This is a genomic window from Halobacteriovorax vibrionivorans, from assembly GCF_003346865.1.
GTDB lineage: Bacteria > Bdellovibrionota > Bacteriovoracia > Bacteriovoracales > Bacteriovoracaceae > Halobacteriovorax_A > Halobacteriovorax_A vibrionivorans.
Map to the genome: position 1 here is coordinate 173,028 of NZ_QDKL01000001.1, position 21,363 is coordinate 194,390.

Genomic DNA, 21,363 nt, shown 5'->3' on the forward strand with positions numbered 1-21,363 from the left:
CTTACTTAATCTTTTTATAGTTTCGAAACTCACCTATCATATGGCCGGTATATTCTTCTACCATTAAACGAATCCAATTCTTAAAATTAGCAAAGATACGTGGATCATTTAATTGTTCAAATGTTACATCATTATGATTTTTTTCAATCCAAGACTTGAGCAATGCAGGGTGTGTTCCTTCAAATTTTCTAAGCCCAAAGATTCGATCATATGTATACTCTTCAGATTCATGATCTTTTCCAAAATAAAGCTTTTCAAATGCACGCTTTTTATCAGACATCGCATTCTCTCTTCTGGCCCATCCATAGTGGAAAATACGAGCACCAGTCTCTATAGCACTCGGCTTTCTGCCATCTGAAAAACGAAACCCTTGAGCATCAAGATAGCTCTCAAGCCCTATTCCAAGCCTAACAGTTCTCACTTCTTTACGATATGAATGAGGATCAAATTTATAAAGATCAGTATTTCCAAAAAAATGAGTATAATTGTAAAGAAGTCCTTCGATTTCTTTACGATCAACCATTTTTTTAATTCCTTCTTCAATTAAAGGAAGGTCATCTTCATGAATGGCCTCATCACCTTGGATATATTGGCCGATTGAGCCCTTACAAGCTTCCATTGCAATATTAGTTTGTTGAGAAAGAATAAGTCCACGACTCATTATTGATGGGTCCCACCATGACTTAATAAACTTATATCGCTCTCCTGTAAGATTATCTCTAAGGTATTCATAAGTTCCGTCATCTTTGTCACACTCAGGAGTTTCAAAACCAACATTAATAACCACCTCATCACAGAGTGGATCTATACTTTGAACACTTTCTAAAATTGGATATTCAAGAGTGAGCCCGTGCTTGATAAAGCTAAAGCCAGAAACCATATTATTTTTAATCACAAAACCTTCTTATTTAATTAATTCTAAAGATGAATTGATTACGAGAAAATCATCACCATCTTGCCATCTTTCCTCTACTTTAATTGTTTGATTATCAATTTTTGTAAAAAGTAATTGAAAGCCATCTTCTATTGAAAATATTTCTATCTCATTATCACTAATGCGACCAGAGATTTCACCTTTATAAATTAGGTCGCTTCCTTGAATCGTAAAGACAGAATATGGATACTCAGCACTTAATCCACTACAGTTATATCCACCATCTTGAATTTTAAATTTTTCTTGAGAAAGAGAAAGTCGAAAATACACATTTTCACATGGGCTTGAAGCAGAGGCTGTCTTTGCAAAGCCTTCACCACTCCAACGGCCGTTAAAGTCGGCGTAAGATGTTGTTATCAATAAAGTACAAATAATTATCTTTTGAATCATTTCCATTCCTTAATTATGGGCCGACTAACTTCTATAGTCAAAGCGGGAAATATTAAATACAATTTATCCATGGCAAAATACTTTCAATTATTTCTATTCACCACCCTTCTTGGTTGCTCAAGCCCAGGACTCTATCTAGGAAAAGAAGAAGGGAGTATTTATAAAACTAGTGAACTTCGTCGATCACCAAGTGACAAAAAAAATGTTCGTATTCAAGGTACAATATTTAAATCTCTAAAAAATGACTTCTATTTAATACAAGATAGCTTCGGATTATTACTAGTAAAAATGAACCCAAGCTTACTTGGGGAAGATACTAGCTATAATCGCGACACAATCTTTTTAATAAGTGGTGAAACAGAGACAGAAACATCCCACTTTCATATAAAAGTTGAAGAAATAAAAAGAGTTAAATAACGGTACTATTTCTTATTATTGTTCTGAACGGCAGATATCATCGCCATATCTCATACAATCACCACTTGTATCACGTCTTTCACAACGCTTAATACAAGTCGCATCATAACCACAATAATCCTGTCCGTAACGCATGCAATCCCCATCAAAGCTTCTTCTAGTACAATGAGGGACACATCTCCATTCACGATCTTGTGGTGGCCTTCCATCTACAGAGCAAAAGTATCTCTGGCCATCAATAGTTACAGTTACTTCTGCAAAGACGAAGCCTGCAGAAAGAATAAAAAATAGAGCTAGTATTAGTTTTTTCATATCTCTATTTGAGCGCATTAGAAACAATATGTTTAGACGGGCCGCATATAAAGTTATGAATGACACTTTAACTCAGTCATTTTATATTGAGCAAAAAGGAGATCAAAATGGTTTCAGATATTTTTGACGCAAGTGCTTGGAAAGAAGTTGAAGGTTTCGACTTCAAAGATATTACTTATCATCGTGCTGTCGACCAAGGGACAGTGAGAATTGCTTTCAATCGCCCAGAATGCCGCAACGCATTTAGACCACAAACAGTGGATGAGCTCTATCGAGCTCTTGATCACGCAAGAATGTGGAGTGATGTAGGTGTTGTACTGATTACTGGAAACGGACCTTCACCAAAAGATGGTGGATGGGCGTTCTGCTCAGGTGGAGACCAGAGAATCAGAGGTAAAGATGGTTATAAATATGTTGATGGTGATGGAACTCCTGATCCGGCCAAATTAGGTAGACTTCACATCCTTGAAGTACAAAGACTCATCCGTTTTATGCCTAAGGTTGTAGTGGCCGTAGTCCCTGGCTGGGCAGTAGGTGGTGGACACTCACTTCATGTTGTTTGTGATATGACAATTGCTTCTAAAGAGCATGCAATCTTTAAACAAACTGATCCAGATGTTGCTTCTTTTGATTCAGGTTATGGATCTGCTTATCTTGCACGTCAGTGTGGACAAAAGCGTGCACGAGAAATTTTCTTCTGTGGATTTAACTACAGTGCTGAAGAAGCATTCCAAATGGGAATGGTAAATAAAGTTGTTCCACATGCTGAACTTGAAAAAGTTTCACTTGAGTGGGCAAAAGAAATGAATTCGAAATCTCCAACAGCAATGCGTATGCTTAAATTTGGATTCAATCTTCTTGATGATGGTTTAGTTGGTCAGCAACTCTTTGCCGGTGAGGCAACAAGACTTGCCTACGGAACAGAAGAGGCAAAAGAAGGCCGCGATGCTTTCGTTGAAAAACGTGATCAGGATTTCTCTCAATTTCCTTGGCATTATTAAGTTATATAAAACGAGGGCCTCCGTGCCCTCTTATTTCTCTAATTCCATGAGAACATAATTGAACGATATTCTTTAGAACGATTTAGGCCCATATCAACAGCGACAATCCCAATTTGATAAACACCTTTTAAATCAAAAACTCTTTGTGCTTTATTAATATCGGATAATTCAAACAGAAACATTTCATCAATTAAATCAATATTACTTTTAATAAGATCAATTTTATAAAGTCTTACTTCATACCATTGAATGCCTTTTAACCAATCATTTTTAATATAATCACTACAATTGTCATCGACTTCAGAAATTTTAAATTCCGGTAACATTTTTTTAAATAAAGGTGAATAGTCGACATCTAAAACCTCAATCGGTTGCGGTGGGGTAAAGTCAAAATAAAATCCTTTCGACTCAACAATGACAGCACGATCTTTATTACGATTTTGCACTTTTAAAAATAACTGGACTTGACTACACTCTTCATAACCTAGCTTAACTAAATCGCGTCCTCTTATAACAATATTTCTCGTTCCCCTTGGAATTGCTTTCCACTGAGCTTGTATATAACTATCTCTAGAATAAATACCATAATCAGTCTCACCACCGACATCACCAGGCTCATAATTCCAATATAAAATTACGTCATGATAAAGAGAACCCCATAGAGGAGATGGTGCTTCAATATATAATCGAGAAGGATAATTTGGGAAAATATTATAATTGATCGTAAAGAGTTGTTTCTCACTCTTTAAGTCTTCAAAAACATCTTCTTCGTATACTTCAAATACATCCTTCCCCCATAAGCGACTAGATTCAAAAATAAATTGGACCTCTCCTCCAACACAGTCACTCTTCATGGTCTTACCATCTCTTGTATTGGTAATAACGACTCGTCCTTTTCTCAAACAATTACCAGTAAGTGAGATCGTAGGAGTCTCAAAGAATAAGTCTTTTTTAAATCGATTAATATCTGAAGTATCCACAAAGTTAAAATCAGTATAGAAATTATTAGTCTTGTATTTTATATAAAAGTCTCTGCATTCAGCATATATCCTCTCCTCTCCTTTTAAACTGAACTCATTACTTTTAACATAAAAACTCCCATCAAAATTCAATGGAATTGTTTCACCACTGTTTAATATATTTGGATTTTTCGCTGTATAAAGCCTAACACTTCCTTTGAAATAGGTTTTCCCACAAGTCCCACTTACAACCAGTTTTTTACGTTCACGTATATCGTAAGTTCCCGTGGGAGAATAAAATCTCGGATTAGTTTCAAATAATTGATTATAGACAATGGCAATTTTTGCATTTGAGCGGGCCCCGTTAGTTTTAAGTCCCTCAACGACAACTATTCTAAACGACCTATTCTTCCCCTGCCCTACCAAGTACTTATCAAAGACGTATTTAAATCTTTTATTATCACAAGCAACTTGCTCTCCTTCGATACTTATAAAATCAAATTCACCACAGCTACCACTTATCGATGCTTCTTCATCACTAAGTGGTATCATTTGTTCATCTAAAGTAATCGAATTCATAATATTTTGGTATTCAACATTTATTCTTATTGGCGAGGAACTATTTCCGTAAGGATCCACTTGATACAGAGAGAAAATGATCTGACTTTCATCTGCAATACTATCTTTTAAATACACTGAAGAAATAAACACACCATTAGCACAACCAACAGTTCGAAGAACACTATCAAGATAAGAGCTTCTTATAAAAACTTTTGCACCTGGCTCGCATCGACCTGAAAAGAAGATACTATTTCCATAACGATAGCCAGGAACAGGAGATGTTAAAATGACACGACTTGGATTTTTTGTATCAACAAAAGGGACAAGTACATCAATACTTTGATTTAAATGCCTAACCTGAACCCACATCCGTCCTTCAATATCATCCTGAAAGAAGAGCTTCTTCTCATAAAGCCCATCTTCACAATCTACTGTTTTTGAATCTCCTCTTACTAAGAACTCTGAAGAGAAAGAGACTTTTGCACCGTTTTCACACCCTCCTGAAATAGTGATTCGCTTACCATTATTTCTAAGAGTTGTGATCTTTGCACTAAAGGTATGCGCTTCTCCAAGAAAGAGCTCATCAATTGAGCTTATATCTCGACGAACATCACGACAGGAGTGAATTAATAGGCTTACAAATAATAATATGAATAGCGTCAAAGACAGTTTCACAATAACTGTTTCGACGCTCTATCTAAATATTATAAGTTAAAATTGGTTAAACAATGCAGTAAGGATAAGAAGGAGGATTAAGTTGCCAAAGAATATTGCGTCTCTAAAACTCATCGTCATATTTAATGCTTTAACGATTTCACTTTTTGAAGGAGATTTTTTAAACTTTGATTGGAGCTGTTTAAATAGGCCTCCTTCAACGCGCTTTTTAAAATAATCATCTTTAAAGAATGCAATCCTTAACCCGATAATTAAGCAAATAAAATAAAGCCATAAATTTGAAATACCTAGCTCATCAGCAAAGTAATAAACGATAAGCATCGGTATTTGAACAACAATTAAATAGACAAGTATTGTCGTTAAGTTATTTTTTAAAGCGATAGCAACCATCAGATAAGCCTCTTAATTACTTCTAGGAAAAGTACCCAAGTTTTTTCAACTGAAGAAATTGAAACTTGCTCATCAGGTGAATGTGCACCTGTAATATTAGGTCCAAAACTAATCATATCCACATCAGGCATTGCTTTTGATAAAATACCACATTCTAGCCCAGCATGGATTGAAGAGATTTTTGGCTCACTTCCTCTTAAATCTTTATATACTTCATTTGTAATGGTTAGAATTTTTGAGTCTGGATTAGGTTTCCAACCAGGATAAGCTCCTTCAAGCTTTGCTTTTGCTTGAAGATCTTTTTGTGCATCAATCATTTCTTGAGCAAATGCATCTCTTGCACTTTCATTAGAGCTTCTAATTAGATTTGCCATCGCAAAGTTTCCATCTTCTAGCGTAATCACCCCAAGATTTGTTGATGTTTCAACAACACCCTTAAAGTTTTGATCCCAGGCCTTCACGCCATGGAAACAATTCTTTATTGCTGCGACAATTTTATTTGAATCTTCTATCGATAGGCCTTTTTTACTTTCAGCTTCAATTTTATTAACTTCAAAATTTATATTTGCTTCAATGCTAGAGTGTTTAAGATATAACTCTTCAAGTTTACCTCTTAACTTAGCGACTTCTTCTTCAGTGGCACTAAACTCAATAAATGCCTCACGAGCAATTGCATTTCGAAGTGTTCCACCTTTTATTGAAATAAGATTTAACTCAACGCCTTCCAAGGCCTGAGGAATTAATTTATTGGCACTTAATCTTTCAGTATGAATATCAATTCCAGAGTGTCCACCTTTAAGACCTTTTATAACCAATTGGTAAAGCTCAGTCTTTACTTCTTGTGTAGAGAATTCTTTTTCAAAGATAAGATCAACTCCACCAGCACAACCGATGATTAGCTCATCTTCTTCCTCAGTATCAAGGTTTAGCATCACTTTACCTTCAAAGTGGTGCCCTTTTAGTCCGATCGCTCCGTGCATTCCTGCTTCTTCACAAGCCGTAAAGACACATTCTAAAGGAGGGTGTGGAAGATCTTTACTCTCAAGTAATCCCATAGCAAAAGCACAACCAATACCATTGTCAGCACCTAAAGTTGTTCCATTTGCATGTATCCAATCTCCATCGATAATTGTTGTAATTGGATCATTTTTAAAATCATGTGGGTTCCCCTCATTTTTTTGAGCAACCATATCAAGATGTCCCTGAAGAATAACAGGAGCTGATTTCTCTCCTCCATGTTGTCCAGGTTTTTTGATAATTACATTATTTACATCGTCGCGGTATGTTTCTAGCCCAAGGCTTTTTCCAAAGAGCATAAGAAGAGTTTGAACAGCTTCTTCATGATAACTTGGTCTTGGAGTATCTAATAATTTTTGAAAATTTGACCAAACTAATTTTGGCTCAATATGATCGACACGTGATTGATTCATAAACCTTCCTCATTCAAGTTTTGTTCAATCTACTATGAAGTTCAATTTTAGAAAAGTAGAATCTAGCTTAAGCGGCCTCTTCCCCATCTCCACTTTCTTGATCTTGCCTAATATCCTCTCCAAGTTGAGGGAAACGAGGATGTTTTTGTGCTTCTTCTAATAGATAGACATCAATAATATGAGGTTTCCAACTTAGATAAATACCATCTAAGGGATCTAGGCCCATGTTGTCATTGAATAATGGACTTCCTTTCACATCTAAATGAAAGATATCCAATGAGCCCTCTTTTTCAAAGTAATCACTGAGATTTGAGCCACGGGATAAATAAATCTTTCGAACTGTTGCATCTTTTCCCGTACCTTCTGTATTTAGGATCATATTATAATGATGGTATTCAATGGCCAAGCTTATCAAGTTGTATTTGAGATCGGGCTTGTCTTCAAAAGACTTTGTATTACCAGTACTTAAATTATGGATTAATTTAACATTCTCAAGGATCGTACCACCATATTCTTGGGCGGCCCGCGATCGAGATTTGGAAATTGTAATAGAAGATCTCTTCTTATAACGAAGAAAATCAAATTCAATACCGGCCAAAAAGCCAGTGCTCATAACATCATTAAGAAGTAAGCTATAGCCAGAGTCTGAAGACATATTGACCATATTAGATAATTTAGATGCACTAATCGTTAGGTACCTCTTGTGTCCAAAAACGTTCTTTATTTCAATTAAGGCCTTTGTTCCCGCATAGATTTCAATCCAATTGATATTCTTTAGAGTATGCATATGGAGGCTTCCAAAAATTCCCGTATCAGGACCCCCTCTTATGACTTCACAATCTAAAGACTGCCTTAATGCCTTTGCAAATTGTAAGATGTAAGAGTTGTGAACATTTATAAACTCTAATAATTTTTCGTTAAAGAAGATTTGTTCACACAACTTTTCAATTTCTAATTCAAACTCTTGTTTTTTCATAATGAAATTATCGACCATGAAAAGATATGCAATGAGTTAAAAAAACTTAATTTACGCAACACACCGTAACCTTCTGAAGCCACTAGCAATATGCCCATAAAAGTGATAAAAAACATTAATAATTCATATAATGTTTAAGAAAGAATTTAACTCTAAATTAAAAAAGTCGAGGATCTATGTCTAATTTTCTAGAAGAGTATCACGCACATGTTGAGGAAAGGGCCAAAGAAGGTATTCCTCCATTAGCACTTACTAAAGAACAAGCAACAGAAGTTGTAAAACTTCTTGAAACTGAGCCAACACAAGAGCTTTTAGATCTATTAAAAGATCGTATCAACCCAGGTGTTGATCCAGCAGCTCAAGTAAAAGCAAGTTTCCTTATTGGAATTACAAAGGGTGCACATACATGTTCACTTATTTCAAAAGAATATGCTGTTGAATTACTAGGAACGATGGTTGGTGGCTTCAACCTTCAAGGTCTAGTTGATATTGTTGCAGGCAGTGACGAAGCGCTTGCAAAACTTGCAGCAAAAGAACTTAAAAACCTTCCACTTGCTGTAAACGTATTTGAAGATGTTAAGAAATTAGCAGATGGTGGCAATGCAATTGCTAAAGAAGTTATTGAATCTTGGGCAAATGCTGAGTGGTTCACTAATAAGCCACAAATTGAAGAATCAATTAAAACTGTCGTTTATAAAGTAGATGGTGAAATTAATACAGATGACTTCTCACCTGCTCCATTTGCATTCACTAGAGCGGATATCCCTCTTCACGCAAATGTTATGGGTGGCTCTCTTTTCCCTGAAGGGCCAAAGCAAATTGCAGACCTTAAAGAAAAGTTTAAGCTTCCTGTTACTTTCGTAGGTGACGTTGTTGGAACTGGTTCTTCAAGAAAATCTGCTTGTAACTCACTTATCTGGTGTATTGGTGAAGATATTCCATACGTTCCAAATAAGAGACGTGGTGGTGTAATTATCGGTTCAACAATTGCTCCAATCTTCTTTAACACTGCTGAAGATTCAGGTGCTCTTCCAATTCAAGGAATTGATGTATCGGCACTTACTACAGGAACAATTATTGAAGTTCGCCCACTAGAAGGAAGAATTCTAGATGAAAAAGGTGAAGAGCTAGCAAAATACGATATCAGCCCTGAGACAATTCTTGATGAATATAGAGCTGGTGGACGTGTTCCATTAATCATCGGTAAAATGCTAACTGATCAAGCAAGAGCGGCCCTAGGTCAAAATACTGCTAATGAATCAGGAATTTTTGCAAAACCGCATACAACTGAAGCTAAAGATGGACAAGGCTATACTCTTGCTCAAAAAATGGTTGGTAAAGCATGTGGAGTTGAAGGAATCCTTCCAGGAACTTCATGTCTTCCAAAAATGACAACTGTTGGTTCACAAGATACAACAGGGCCAATGACAAGAGATGAGATGACTGAACTTGCATGTCTTAAATTCAATGCAGACCTAGTTATGCAATCTTTCTGTCACACAGCTGCTTACCCAAAACCAAGTGATGTTATTACTCATGCTACTCTTCCGACTTATATTCAAGACAGAGAAGGTGTTGCACTTAGACCGGGTGATGGAATTATTCACTCTTGGCTAAACCGTCTTCTTATCCCAGACACAGTTGGTACTGGTGGTGACTCACATACAAGATTCCCTCTTGGGATTTCGTTCCCTGCTGGTTCAGGGCTTGTAGCATTTGCTGCTGCTCTTGGTGTTATGCCACTTGATATGCCAGAGTCTGTTTTAGTTAAATTCAAAGGAAAGTTGCAACCAGGTATCACTCTACGTGACGTTGTAAATATGATTCCTTATCAAGCAATTCAAGATGGTCTACTTACAGTAGAAAAGAAGAATAAGAAAAATATCTTTGCTGGACGTATCCTTGAAATGGAAGGTCTTCCAGATCTAAAACTTGAGCAAGCATTCGAGCTTACAGATGCAACTGCAGAAAGAAGTGCTGCTGGTTCAACGATCAAGCTAGGTCGTGAAACAGTTGTTGAATACCTAAGATCAAACGTTGCTCTTATGGAATCAATGATTGCAAATGGTTTTGGACACAAAGGTACAATCGAGAGAAGAATCAAAGAAGTTAATGATTGGATTGAAAATGGTGAGCTAATGGAAGCGGATGCAAACGCTGAATACGCTGCTGTTATTGAAATCGATCTTGATGAAATGAAAGAGCCAATCGTTGCTTGTCCAAATGACCCAGATGACGTTAAGAAAATGAGTGACGTTGCAGGTGATAAAATTGATGAAGTTTTCATCGGTTCTTGTATGACAAATATTGGACACTTTAGAGCTGCTGCAACAGTTCTTGATGGCCAAGGTCAAGCTGATGCAAGACTATGGGTGTGTCCACCAACGAAAATGGATAAAGACCAACTTACTAAAGAAGGTTACTACTCAAAATTTGCTGCTGCTGGTGCAAGACTTGAAATGCCAGGTTGTTCACTATGTATGGGTAACCAAGCACGAGTTAAAGATGGTGTAACAGTATTCTCTACTTCAACACGTAACTTTAACAACAGACTTGGTAAAGGTGCTCAGGTTTATCTAGGTTCAGCAGAACTTGCTGCAATCTGTGCAAAACTTGGATACATTCCAAAGCAAGATGAGTATCTCTCAATGATGGAACCACTTCAAGGTAAGGACGATTCAATTTATCGTTACCTAAACTTTGATCAAATGGAAGGTTTCTCAATTGATGCTGACGCTTAATCTCATATTAAATTAGAGATATAAAAGGAAGGGAGCTTTTTAGCTCCCTTTTTTTATTTCGTATTTTCTTTTAGACAGATTTTTGCTTTTGGATTCATTTCACAAAGAGCTTCTCTTAACATCCGATTTTCTTCTTCAAGCTTCTTTGTGCGCGCTTCAATTGAAGCAATATCTCTTTTATTTGTATCAGTAATACCAACTAACTCTTTTACTGCTTCAATAAGTGGTGCAACTAATTTAGCGTAAGCAACACTTAAGAAACCATTCTCATCTTCAGTCACGGCTTCTGGAAATACTTTTCTAATATCTTGAGCAATGACACCAATATCACGACCTTCTTTAAAATTCTTTTCTGGATATTCTTTCTGTCTCCAATCAAAGTAGACACCTTCGATTAAAGAAAACTTATCCAAGATAGAAACTTCACTTGAGATATTCTTTATATTTTTTTTGTATCTTCTATCTGAAGATGTATCGACAGTAGTTGTTGTTCGTATCTGTCCATTAACATCAAGAGCAAAAGCAGCACCTGGAGATGTTGTTAAGATACCAACATTTGTATTTGTTGCATTGACATGCATAATATCAGTAAAGACAGCATCACCTACTGAAAAATTAATATTTCCAGCAAATGGGTGAAATCTCATACCATTAGAACTTGATGGCCCCGTATAAAAGAGGAACATATCTGACCAAGATGAATCAGGAAATCCCTCACCGGACCAATCATAATTAGTATTTAATAGAGACATTCCCGCTTCTCCACCATCTACAAAAAAGTTAAATTGAGCTTCCGATGAAATACCAACATTTGAATCTCTTACCTTAACTTCAACATTTGCTTCATAAATATCTAAGTCTGACTGAGGTAAATTTGTACCAATCCCCACATTCCCACCAAGATTAACAAAGAGGCCTTCATCTAAACCTGAATACGAAATATAGTTATTTCCCATTGCTAAATTACTTGTTGCTGTATGGTCACCAAGATTATCTCCAGCAGCAGTTACATCACTTGGGATCCATTGTGAACTGATTGAATCCCACAAAAGAGCCTGACCGTCAGTAGGAGCTGCAGCATTTACATTTCTTCCCTGTATTGTCGTATCATCAGTTGGAATATTGAATAAGTTTGCAGCACTTAATGCAGGAAGAGACCCATCGGCTTCAAGTCTTACTAGCTCATTAGCTCCATTTGCAGTATTAATATCGACGCTGTAAGAAGTTGAATTATCAACAACCGCAAAGTCACTTGTAAAGTTAAGACCTTTAAGCTGAAGATCAACTCCATTTTTTTGATAAAATAATGAATAAGTACCACCAGCTGAACTTAACGTATTTGCTTCACCAGTACCGGTGATTCCTGTTAACTGAGAACCATCAATAGCAGGTAAACGTCCAAGTCCATCAAGTCTTACTAAGTCATTTGCAGAGTTTGAAGTATTAACGCCAATTTGCACATCATTTGCATTACTCGTTAAGCTAATATCAGCGCTTCCGGTTAAACCTTTAAACTCTAGATCACTTCCGGTCTTTTGTTTAAAAATTGCTGTTCCACCGACACTTGATGCTGTATTTGTTTCACCTGAGCCACCAGCAGAAACTGTTTGAGGCTCCCATTGTGTCGCTGTATTATTCCAAGTTAGAACTTGCCCATCAGTTGGTGCCGTCGAGGCAACATTGCGAGATTGCAGGGTTGTATCAGAAGTTGTGATTCCTGTTAATTGTGATCCATCGATTGCAGGAAGTCTTCCAAAGCCATCAAGGCGTAAAATTTCATTGGCCCCATTTGCCGTTGTTAAACCAATTTGAACATCGTTTGTATTTCCTGTTAGTGAAATATCACCCGTACTTGTTAATCCTTTAAAAACTAAATTCGATGATACCTTTGACTGAAATAAAGATTCACCACCAGCACTTGAAGCTGTATTGGCCTCTCCGCCTCCTCCGCCGGTTACAATAGTTGTTGGCTCCCAACGAGAATTAGAGTCATTCCAAAGTAAGGCCTGACCATTTGCTGGAGTGGCACTTGAAACAGAAAAGGATTGGATAGTTGTTGCATTACCACTTCCACCAGGAAGATTTGTCAGCAGTGAACCATCTAAAGCAGGTAGTCTTCCCGAAGCATCAAGACGTAAGAGTTGGTTAGCTCCATTTGACGTATTAATAGATAGGTCCACAGTATTTGTACTTGAAGTAATATTGAAATCACTTGAACCAAGTAACCCTTTTAGAACAAGATCAATTCCTGATTTCTGTTTAAAGATTGATGCTCCACCAGCACTTGAAACAGTATTTGCCTCTCCTGAACCGCCACCGACAAGTGGAGTTTGAGGCTCCCATCGCGTGGTCGAATTATTCCAAGTAAGAACCTGGCCATCAGTAGGAGCTGTCGTAGCAATATCTCGAGACTGTAAGGTTAAAGCATCGCCAGATCCACCAGAAACACCAACTAGTTGAGATCCATCAATTGCAGGTAATCTTCCAAAAGCATCTAGTCTTAGTAATTGACCTGCACCATTTGAAGTATTTACACCTATCTCAATATCATTTGCATTTGAAGTTAATTGGATATCTGTTGTATTTGTTAGACCTTTAAAGATTAGATCAGTACCAATTTTATTTTGAAAGATCGATTCACCACCGGCACTCGTCGCTGTATTGACTTCACCACCTGCACCGCCTGAGGTAATCGTTGTTGGCTCCCATTGTGAACTTACTGAGTTCCATAAAAGGGCTTGCCCATTTGAAGGTGCCGTAGCTGAAACATTTCGTGACTGTATCGTATTGTCACTTCCACCTGATGCGACAATTCCAGTAAGTTGAGAACCATCAATAGCAGGAAGACGACCTGACGAATCAAGTCTTAATAATTGGTTTGCACCATTGCTAGTATTTATTTGAAAGTCTACAGTATTAGTACTGCCGTTAATTGCAAAATCAGATGATCCTTGCAACCCTTTAAGTTCTAAGTTTTCACCAGACTTCTGTTTAAAAATTGAGACTCCACCTGCACTTGAAATAGTATTTGTTTCACCACTTCCACCGCTAGCGATTCCAGTAAGCTGGGAACCATCGATGGCCGGTAGTCTTCCAAATGAATCTAATCTTAAAAGCTGATTAGCACCATTGGCCGTACTTATTTGTAAATCAAGACTATTAGTTTGATTATCGACAACAATATCATTTGAGCCATTTAAACCTTTAAATTGTAGCTGGCTTCCTACTTTTTGCTTAAAGATCGAAGTACCACCTGTAGAATAAACAGTATTGGACTCTCCAGAACCTCCAGAGCCACCTGATACAGTAGTTGGGACCCATGAAGAATTAGCAGAACTCCAAACGAGGGCCTGACCATCTGTTGGAGTGATATCTAAAATTGTGCGATTATGAATTGAAGTTGCATTAGCTGATGAGCCACCATTATCTGTACCGACGACCCAATTGACACCATTGAACTTTAGAACGGAACCTGTCACGGCACCACTTGTATCGGTATCACTTAGATTATCAATACCTAATGATACAGCTCCTAATTTACCATTAACAGAAGTAACACTTGAGGTCGGCTGATTAGCAGGAACCCACTGACCTGTAATTGCATTATACTGAAGAGTTTGACCATGAGATGCACCCATATCAGGAAGAGAAGCACTTATACTGTAAGTACTTGCACCATGAGCTCCTTCTAAAGTCATGGTCAAAATTTGATTTAATGGAATGAGTGTATTTGATAATGCTTCTGCTATTAACTCTTTATTAGACTTTACACCAATTTCAAAGCTTGAAACATTTCCATCTTTATCTGTAATACGAACGTGACTAACATCGTCTAAGTTCTGGCCATCAATTCTCAATTGAGAACCGTTTATTTGAATATTTTGTACGAAGAGATTATCACGATTATTATCGCGACTTTGAATCTTTGGTACACACGATACCAAAGTAAATGTGACAATGAGTCCAAGAATGTGAAATTGCTTAAGTAAGTTCATCATTTCAGTTCTTTATCGAATGGTTCACTTAATAATCTTAATTGATTTTCACGAGAGGCAGATTATTCCTGTCACTTATTTAATAAGCTATTGAATACACAAGCGTACTAGTCAGAATTCTCAATAGTTAAGAGACTCAAATGCCAATAAAAGAAGGCTTTTGGTAACTACTTATCAAATGATTGACGAAAGTATGAACGTGGGAACTTGAGTAGTTCTAATTTAGGGATATTAAAGTCGCCTATTTTAGTGTCGGAAAGAGTTACGGCGTAGAATTCATTCTTTCCTTCTTTGCCAATTACAAATACATCAACATCTTGTCCATTCATTGAAAGCTTATGTTCACCAAATTTTCGATACTCTCCAAAATTAGTTTTTTGGTCTTCAAAAGGAATTGTCTCTGGACCAAGTGGAAGACGAAAGCGATAGCTAGAAACAAGGTTTCCGGCAACAATCATGGCATTACCACGATTTAGCTTTGTGGTGGCCTTATTTAAAAAGTAATCCATAATATATGCAATAAGATCAACATCTTTTAAATTTAAGTCATAAATCTTCTGCTCATTTCCTTCTAGTCGTGACTGCCTATTTAGGATAACTTGTGAAACAAAGACGTTCCCAGAAGGATGAAGGATGCGAACAGTATCTCCGGACTTTTTAGAGATATCCCAGGCCCACTCAGTTGTAGGAAATAATGGAGTTAAAGTAATCTTCTTATTCATAAGTGCATCCTAGTCACAATCTTCAAGATAGTAAAGATCTTCAAACGTTTCTCTCTTCCTAATTACCCTTGCATTATCATCTTCAACTAAAATCTCACATGCTCTTGGCCTTGAATTATAATTACTAGACATCGTGAATCCATAAGCACCACAAGATCGAATGGCCAAAAGCTCTCCTTCCTTAAGATCAAGTTCGCGATCTTTTGCAAGATAATCTCCAGTCTCACAAACAGGGCCAACGATATCATATTGATGGGCCTCTCCTTTAATATCTAAATTGACTTTGATAACCTCTTGCCAAGCCTGATATAGAGCAGGTCTCATAAGATCATTCATTGCCGCATCAATAATGGCAAAATGCTTACCTTCATTTTCCTTTATATACTCAAGTCTAGAAACGAGAATCCCTGCGTTTGCAGCAATTGCTCGACCTGGTTCAAAGATCAGTTCAAGCTCTGGGTAGTCTTCCAAACTCTTAATGACTTCACCAAGATACTCAGAAGGATGAGGAGGAAGTTCATCTTTATATTTAACACCTAAGCCACCTCCTAGATCGAGATGCTTAAGTGAGATCCCTTTGTCCTTTAAATTATTAATTAACTCTTTTAAACGCTCTAATGCTTCTAAGAATGGTACCAGTGAAGTCAGCTGTGAGCCGATATGACAGTCTATCCCCTCAACTGAAATATTATTCATCTCATTTGCCATCTCATAAACCTGCGGTGCCTTTTGAAAAGAGATTCCAAATTTATTTTCTTTTAATCCTGTTGCAATATACGGATGCGTCTTGGCATCAACATCTGGATTAACACGAATCGATACTGGAGCAATAACATTTAGCTCCCCTGCCACTTCATTAATTCGTTTAAGTTCAGAAATCGATTCAACATTAAAACATTTAATTTTCTTATTTAAAGCATAGATTATTTCATCTCGGCTTTTTCCAACTCCTGAAAAAACTGTCTTTGAAGCATCTCCACCGGCCCTAAGAACTCTTTCTAACTCACCTCTTGAAACGATATCAAAACCGCTACCAAGAGCGGCTAATTCTTTTAAAATATTTATATTTGAATTTGCCTTAACCGCATAACAGACCAAATGTTTGTGATCCTTTAAAGGGCCACTAAAGGCATTAAAATGTCTTTTAAAAGTTTTTAAAGAATAGATATAAAGAGGTGTTCCATACTCTTGGACAAGTTCTTCGACTCTTATATCTTCGACGTATAATTCACTACCCTTATAATTGAAAAAATCCATTCTAATCCTTATTATTTAAATTACATTCGAATAATATTCCTAAACCATTGTTAAAGCAGATTTTAAGAAACCCTGCTCCTCGCTCTTTTTCCTTGAAGCCAAATTTTTCATGCATTCTTATTGAAGTTTTATTATTTGCATTGGCCACATAATAAGCTTTCGATGCGACTTGGTTTATATGATCTAAGCGTTTTCTTGTTAAAAGAGCACCAATATTTTGACCTCTGTATTGTGGGTCTATTGTTACTCCCATTAGATACCAACCGACAGGTGAAGGATAAGAATAGTTTTTAATCATTAATTCACTATAATATATCGATCGTCCGTAGCCTACGATCTGATCACCTACTTGCGCGACTATAATATGAAAACCAGAACGATTTCCACCGTGTGCAAGCTCTGAGCGAGTGCGTTTTAGAAAGTAGTTATAATCAAGACTTGGGTCATTATTATTCTCATTGATTATCCTCGCAATAGAAGCGGCATCTTCACTTCTCGCATAACGAGTTGTTACATCATTTGATAAAGGACGTGACTTATAATCCACAACAAATGGAGTATAAGAGTTATACTCTTTTTGTTGCATCTTCTGTGCTTTAATTGTTTTTGAAATAAAGTTCTTAAGCATATTACTTATCATTATAACGCATTAAGAAAGTTGCTGGTAACTTTAAAACAATTAACCAAGTTTTTATTCCCCTTGAATTTTAAGTGTGATTAAATGAACCAAACTATTTGTATTTACGATTAACCGACTAAAAAACTCATGAAAAAAAAAGTCCTTATTGGTTTTCTCCTATTCATTACATCCCTTTTTCTCATTGTAGGAGTCTTACTCTTTCGAATTGACTGGACGACAAAAATTGCAATTAAACTAGCAGGTGGAGAGGTCGAAAAAGTTGAAAAAATTAGAATTGGGCATTGGGAAATTACCAATCTCTCCTTTCCAATCGATAAAGATAATAAACTTATCATTGCCCATACGGAAATTGACTTACTAGCTGTAAAAGAATCATCTTCAATTTTTCAACGCTATACTCAAGCCTTAAACTCTAAAATCAATATAAAAAGTAAGGGTGTCGAAGTCAGTGGTTTCAAGTTAAATCAGATTCAATTCTCAATAGAAAAGAAGTTTGGCGATACTTTAAAAATTGAAAATATTCATATAAGCGATTTTGGAAAACAAAACAAAGGTGAAGTCGCCATAAATCTTGTCAATTATGAAGACATAAAAATTAACTATAATAAGTTGAATCTTGACCACCTCATTAAATTCTTCGATGCCTCACTAGGACTGTCTGGATATATTAATATCGATGCAAAAATAGTGGGTGAGAATATAGATGCTCGAGTTTATGGATCAAATTTAAATCTAAAAGGATTTCGAGTGGATGATGTCATCTCAAACTTTCTCGATACTAGAAGCATTGGCCTTATTGATGCGGCAGCCTTTGTGGCCCTCGGCCCTATTGGCCTACTTTATACTAGTGCGGCCAGCCTAGGGCAAACACTGGGAGGTTTTCGTGGCGGAGATACACCTTTAAAGCAAATTAATGTGGATGTTAAACTTAGAGGCGATGTGGCCACAATGAATGATGTGGCAGTTGCCACAGCTGAAAATCTCATTGTTGTTGAAGGTGGAGCAGATTTAAAAGCAGAAGTATTTAAAGAGCTGGTTATCTCAATATTGGATGAAGACTATTGTCCAGAGCTTCAACAAGCAATCGGTGGTACATTTAGTAAGCCTGAAATATCCAAAACAAAGGCCTTTCTTGATACTGCATCAGCTCCAGTTGAAAGCTTAACAAGCTCAACGTTTCAAGTGGTAGGTGTAGACACCTGCAAAAGAACATATCAAGGTCTCGTCAAGCATCCCGATGATAATTAAAAACAATTGGAGACAATTGAACATAATCATTTAATAAAAGCGTAGCTAATAATCTTTATATGACGAATTGCACATAATGAGAAAAATCATGGATGAAAAAGCTCCTCTAAGGTATATTACATAGATAAGTATCAACCTTAAACAGGACAAAGACTATTAGCGTTATATCGGTTCTTATATTCTTATTTCTCTTTGGCATTGCCTCAATGGGATATGTGTACGCTTATCGCGGAAGCGAAAGGTATGAAAGTTTAACTTTTTATCTAAGAAAGGGATGGCCTATTTTTGCTCCCCTAAATTGCTTGCTCTATATGTTTACTAAAAAGAAAGCAGCTAAGCCTATTATGGACCTTGCTGACTTTCCTGAATTAAAACAAGTTCAAGATAATTGGGAGACAATTCGCAAAGAAGCAGTTGCCCTTCGTGAAAATGGCTATTTTGATAAGGTAAAAGATCCTACATCAGATGGACATTACGATATTGGATTTCGTACTTTTTACAAGTATGGATGGTCAAAATTTTATCTCACTTGGTATGGAACAACACTTAACTCAGCAAAGAACCTATGTCCTCAAACAGTTGAACTTGTTTCTAAAGTGCCAGGAGTTAATGGTGCAATGTTTTCAATCCTACCAGTAGGTTCAAAGCTAACCAAACACCTCGATCCCGTTGCAACATCACTGCGCTATCACCTTGGACTCAAGACTCCAAATGATGATAAGTGCTATATCAATATTGATGGTACAGATTATTCATGGAGAGACGGAGAGGCCCTGTTATTTGATGAAACTTATCTTCACTTTGCTTTTAATAACTCTGAAGATGAAAGAATCATTCTTATGCTTGAAGTCGATCGTCCAACTCACATATTTGGAAAGATTATAAACTTTGTCTTTAAACAGATTATGAGAATTACACTTGTGCCAAATATCCCAGGTGACCAAAGAGGATTAGTTAATCGTATCTTTGGTGCTGTCACGCCAGCTCTTTTAAAAGTAAGAACATTAAAACAAACAAATATCGTCTTATATAAAGTGATAAAACATACAGTAAACTTAACACTTGTGGCCTTGGCCTTTGGACTCGTTTACTTAATTCTTAATTTTATACAGTCTCTTTTTTAGAAAAACTCGATTCAACATAAGCGGCGACGTAATCTTCAAATTCTACGTCGTCGAGTTTTTCAAACTCAACTTGCCTTTGAACAGAAGCACTCTTTTCTTCCTCTAGCTTGCCTTGAAAGATACTTTCATTACAACTTTCAAAGAGTCCACGACGATGTGAGATCGATAGCTCACGCATTGAAGAAATAAATCCCTTCTCACATGCAAGATCATACACTCTTTGAGATAGTGTATTTCTAGGATTTAACATTGAACGGTGAAAATCAATGGATTTAATAAGATCTTCTTTACGATGGCCATCATCAATGGAGTTCATTGTCTCTTCCATCATACTAAAGAATTCTTCAAGATAGTTACGGTAACTAACTTCTTGTCCATTATTTAGAATCGTCAGATTATCCTTACGGCCTTCTTTTATAATTCTTTGATTATTGTCTTCAATTTCATTATAGATTTCACGTGTACACTTTTGCGATTCAGAGAATAGGCATGTCAGAAGAAATGCATCTAAGAAGTTTGCCTGCTCTTCAGAAATTCCATTTTCCGCAAAGGGATTGATATCCAAAAGTCTAACTTCAATATATTCAATTCCTTCACTTCTTAAAGAGGCCAGGGCACTTTTTCCAGGAGGAGCAATTCTCTTTGGACGAATAATTGAATAAAACTCATTTTCAATTTGGAGAATATTTGTACTAATTTGTTGAAGTTCTCCACTCTCATTTCTTAAACCAATTTCTTCAAATGGTTTATAACTTACCTTCAGTGCATTTTCTAAACTATCACAATAGCTATCAAGCCCATTGTAGCAGATACGAATTCCATCTTGCGAAGATCCTGTATAACCAAGCCCTCCCATTCTTAGGCAGGTACCAAACTCAGTAGCATATGTTTTTCCGAAAGCTTCATCTTCATGTATAACTTTTAGATTGTGTTTCTTTCCCTTTAGAAAAGATTCATGTACTGCTACAGAGTTGCCAAATAAATAGAGTAGTACATTGGAGTACTTTCTAAAGTTACGGCACAAATTTAGGTATTCTTTATTAATAAACTTTTGTAGAGGCAGCTTACTTCCAAGAAGCTCATGCCAATTCTTCCAAAATTCATCAGTCATTGAAAAGTTATAATGAACGCCTGCAATTGATTGCATCGATCTTCCATAACGTAAAGAAAGGCCAGAGCGATAAAGAGTTTTTAAACGTCCCGAATTACTCTCACCATAATATGCAAGTTTAATATCCTTATCATCAGGCAGGATACAAGGCATCGAAGATGGCCAGATCCCTTCTTTATCATCTTGTTTTAAAACATAAGTTTGTAGATTTCCAAGAGTTTTAATTGTTTCTTGTGAGCTATGGGAAACAGGTGTGATGAATTCTAATAAACTTTCTGCAAAGTCTGTCGTAATCCACTTATGAAGTAATTTAGATCCAAACTTAGGGTCATGGTCAGTTTTTGCAAGTTTTGCATCCGCAAGATTTACTCTTAGACCTTCTTTTTCAATTCCTTTATTAACACTTAGAATTGACTGACTTCCATATTTTTTTTGATACTTCTGTAAGGTATCAATATTACTTCTAACCATAACGTTTCC

The 21,363-nt window shown here is 36.5% G+C and carries 17 protein-coding genes; 5 read left to right on the forward strand and 12 right to left on the reverse strand.

From position 1 onward, the window contains the following. Window position 1: 1 nt before the first annotated feature. Together DAY19_RS00890 and DAY19_RS00895 are read right to left on the reverse strand one after the other, a co-directional pair. Window positions 2-895, reverse strand: a complete 894-nt coding sequence (locus DAY19_RS00890) for a hypothetical protein (RefSeq protein ID WP_114705301.1) — start codon at window positions 893-895, stop codon at window positions 2-4. A gap of 9 nt (window positions 896-904) precedes the next feature. After that, window positions 905-1,324, reverse strand: a complete 420-nt coding sequence (locus tag DAY19_RS00895; RefSeq protein WP_114705302.1) for a hypothetical protein — start codon at window positions 1,322-1,324, stop codon at window positions 905-907. A 69-nt stretch (window positions 1,325-1,393) separates the two neighbouring features. On the opposite strand from DAY19_RS00895, the gene DAY19_RS00900 reads away from it, so the two are divergent. After that, entirely contained in the window at window positions 1,394-1,741 is a 348-nt protein-coding gene (locus DAY19_RS00900; protein WP_114705303.1) for a hypothetical protein, read from the forward strand. 15 nt (window positions 1,742-1,756) lie between these two features. On the opposite strand, the gene DAY19_RS00905 is transcribed toward DAY19_RS00900, so the two are convergent. Beyond that, window positions 1,757-2,053 carry a hypothetical protein gene (locus DAY19_RS00905; RefSeq protein WP_133296847.1) on the reverse strand — a complete coding sequence of 99 codons (297 nt, stop codon included), beginning with the start codon at window positions 2,051-2,053 and terminating at the stop codon, window positions 1,757-1,759. Between the two features lie 107 nt (window positions 2,054-2,160). On the opposite strand from DAY19_RS00905, the gene DAY19_RS00910 reads away from it, so the two are divergent. Continuing rightward, window positions 2,161-3,054, forward strand: coding sequence for a 1,4-dihydroxy-2-naphthoyl-CoA synthase (locus DAY19_RS00910; protein WP_114705305.1), 894 nt, complete (start codon window positions 2,161-2,163; stop codon window positions 3,052-3,054). A gap of 38 nt (window positions 3,055-3,092) precedes the next feature. Here DAY19_RS00910 and DAY19_RS00915 read toward each other — a convergent pair whose 3' ends face one another. From DAY19_RS00915 to DAY19_RS00930, 4 genes are all read right to left on the reverse strand, one after another. Beyond that, entirely contained in the window at window positions 3,093-5,237 is a 2,145-nt protein-coding gene (locus tag DAY19_RS00915; protein ID WP_114705306.1) for a hypothetical protein, read from the reverse strand. 48 nt (window positions 5,238-5,285) lie between these two features. After that, window positions 5,286-5,639: a hypothetical protein gene (locus DAY19_RS00920; protein ID WP_114705307.1), complete on the reverse strand. Its 354-nt coding sequence runs from the start codon at window positions 5,637-5,639 to the stop codon at window positions 5,286-5,288. Then, window positions 5,639-7,069: an aminoacyl-histidine dipeptidase gene (locus DAY19_RS00925; RefSeq protein ID WP_114705308.1), complete on the reverse strand. Its 1,431-nt coding sequence runs from the start codon at window positions 7,067-7,069 to the stop codon at window positions 5,639-5,641. The genes DAY19_RS00920 and DAY19_RS00925 overlap by 1 nt, the downstream gene beginning before the upstream one ends. Window positions 7,070-7,136: 67 nt before the next feature. Further along, window positions 7,137-8,045, reverse strand: a complete 909-nt coding sequence (locus DAY19_RS00930; protein ID WP_120405231.1) for a hypothetical protein — start codon at window positions 8,043-8,045, stop codon at window positions 7,137-7,139. A 176-nt stretch (window positions 8,046-8,221) separates the two neighbouring features. On the opposite strand from DAY19_RS00930, the gene acnB reads away from it, so the two are divergent. Then, window positions 8,222-10,786 (forward strand): bifunctional aconitate hydratase 2/2-methylisocitrate dehydratase, encoded by a 2,565-nt coding sequence (gene acnB, locus DAY19_RS00935; RefSeq protein WP_114705310.1) that lies wholly within the window; start codon window positions 8,222-8,224, stop codon window positions 10,784-10,786. 53 nt (window positions 10,787-10,839) lie between these two features. On the opposite strand, the gene DAY19_RS00940 is transcribed toward acnB, so the two are convergent. From DAY19_RS00940 to DAY19_RS00955, 4 genes are all read right to left on the reverse strand, one after another. Next, complete coding sequence (locus tag DAY19_RS00940) at window positions 10,840-14,784, reverse strand: tail fiber domain-containing protein (protein WP_114705311.1); 3,945 nt, start codon at window positions 14,782-14,784, stop codon at window positions 10,840-10,842. A gap of 164 nt (window positions 14,785-14,948) precedes the next feature. After that, window positions 14,949-15,503: a hypothetical protein gene (locus DAY19_RS00945; RefSeq protein WP_114705312.1), complete on the reverse strand. Its 555-nt coding sequence runs from the start codon at window positions 15,501-15,503 to the stop codon at window positions 14,949-14,951. A gap of 9 nt (window positions 15,504-15,512) precedes the next feature. Continuing rightward, window positions 15,513-16,760 carry a diaminopimelate decarboxylase gene (lysA, locus tag DAY19_RS00950; protein ID WP_114705313.1) on the reverse strand — a complete coding sequence of 416 codons (1,248 nt, stop codon included), beginning with the start codon at window positions 16,758-16,760 and terminating at the stop codon, window positions 15,513-15,515. A 1-nt stretch (window position 16,761) separates the two neighbouring features. Further along, window positions 16,762-17,388 carry a GNAT family N-acetyltransferase gene (locus DAY19_RS00955; RefSeq protein WP_158536725.1) on the reverse strand — a complete coding sequence of 209 codons (627 nt, stop codon included), beginning with the start codon at window positions 17,386-17,388 and terminating at the stop codon, window positions 16,762-16,764. A 138-nt stretch (window positions 17,389-17,526) separates the two neighbouring features. Between DAY19_RS00955 and DAY19_RS00960 the strand changes: the two genes are divergently transcribed. Both DAY19_RS00960 and DAY19_RS00965 read left to right on the forward strand, forming a co-directional pair. After that, window positions 17,527-18,648 carry a hypothetical protein gene (locus DAY19_RS00960; protein ID WP_114705315.1) on the forward strand — a complete coding sequence of 374 codons (1,122 nt, stop codon included), beginning with the start codon at window positions 17,527-17,529 and terminating at the stop codon, window positions 18,646-18,648. A gap of 311 nt (window positions 18,649-18,959) precedes the next feature. Beyond that, entirely contained in the window at window positions 18,960-19,772 is an 813-nt protein-coding gene (locus tag DAY19_RS00965) for an aspartyl/asparaginyl beta-hydroxylase domain-containing protein (protein WP_199506596.1), read from the forward strand. On the opposite strand, the gene gshA is transcribed toward DAY19_RS00965, so the two are convergent. After that, window positions 19,753-21,354 (reverse strand): glutamate--cysteine ligase, encoded by a 1,602-nt coding sequence (gene gshA / locus DAY19_RS00970; protein ID WP_114705317.1) that lies wholly within the window; start codon window positions 21,352-21,354, stop codon window positions 19,753-19,755. The genes DAY19_RS00965 and gshA overlap by 20 nt on opposite strands. Between the last annotated feature and the right edge of the window lie 9 nt (window positions 21,355-21,363).

Excerpts from the sequence above, each read along its gene's own strand:
- DAY19_RS00895 (WP_114705302.1), bottom strand. The coding sequence starts at position 1,324 with ATGATTCAAAAGATAATTATTTGTACTTTATTGATAACAACATCTTAC.
- DAY19_RS00900 (WP_114705303.1), top strand. The coding sequence starts at position 1,394 with ATGGCAAAATACTTTCAATTATTTCTATTCACCACCCTTCTTGGTTGC.
- DAY19_RS00905 (WP_133296847.1), bottom strand. The coding sequence starts at position 2,053 with ATGAAAAAACTAATACTAGCTCTATTTTTTATTCTTTCTGCAGGCTTC.
- DAY19_RS00910 (WP_114705305.1), top strand. The coding sequence starts at position 2,161 with ATGGTTTCAGATATTTTTGACGCAAGTGCTTGGAAAGAAGTTGAAGGT.
- DAY19_RS00920 (WP_114705307.1), bottom strand. The coding sequence starts at position 5,639 with ATGGTTGCTATCGCTTTAAAAAATAACTTAACGACAATACTTGTCTAT.
- DAY19_RS00925 (WP_114705308.1), bottom strand. The coding sequence starts at position 7,069 with ATGAATCAATCACGTGTCGATCATATTGAGCCAAAATTAGTTTGGTCA.
- DAY19_RS00930 (WP_120405231.1), bottom strand. The coding sequence starts at position 8,045 with ATGAAAAAACAAGAGTTTGAATTAGAAATTGAAAAGTTGTGTGAACAA.
- acnB (WP_114705310.1), top strand. The coding sequence starts at position 8,222 with ATGTCTAATTTTCTAGAAGAGTATCACGCACATGTTGAGGAAAGGGCC.
- DAY19_RS00940 (WP_114705311.1), bottom strand. The coding sequence starts at position 14,784 with ATGATGAACTTACTTAAGCAATTTCACATTCTTGGACTCATTGTCACA.
- DAY19_RS00945 (WP_114705312.1), bottom strand. The coding sequence starts at position 15,503 with ATGAATAAGAAGATTACTTTAACTCCATTATTTCCTACAACTGAGTGG.
- lysA (WP_114705313.1), bottom strand. The coding sequence starts at position 16,760 with ATGGATTTTTTCAATTATAAGGGTAGTGAATTATACGTCGAAGATATA.
- DAY19_RS00955 (WP_158536725.1), bottom strand. The coding sequence starts at position 17,388 with ATGCTTAAGAACTTTATTTCAAAAACAATTAAAGCACAGAAGATGCAA.
- DAY19_RS00960 (WP_114705315.1), top strand. The coding sequence starts at position 17,527 with ATGAAAAAAAAAGTCCTTATTGGTTTTCTCCTATTCATTACATCCCTT.
- DAY19_RS00965 (WP_199506596.1), top strand. The coding sequence starts at position 18,960 with ATGTTTACTAAAAAGAAAGCAGCTAAGCCTATTATGGACCTTGCTGAC.
- gshA (WP_114705317.1), bottom strand. The coding sequence starts at position 21,354 with ATGGTTAGAAGTAATATTGATACCTTACAGAAGTATCAAAAAAAATAT.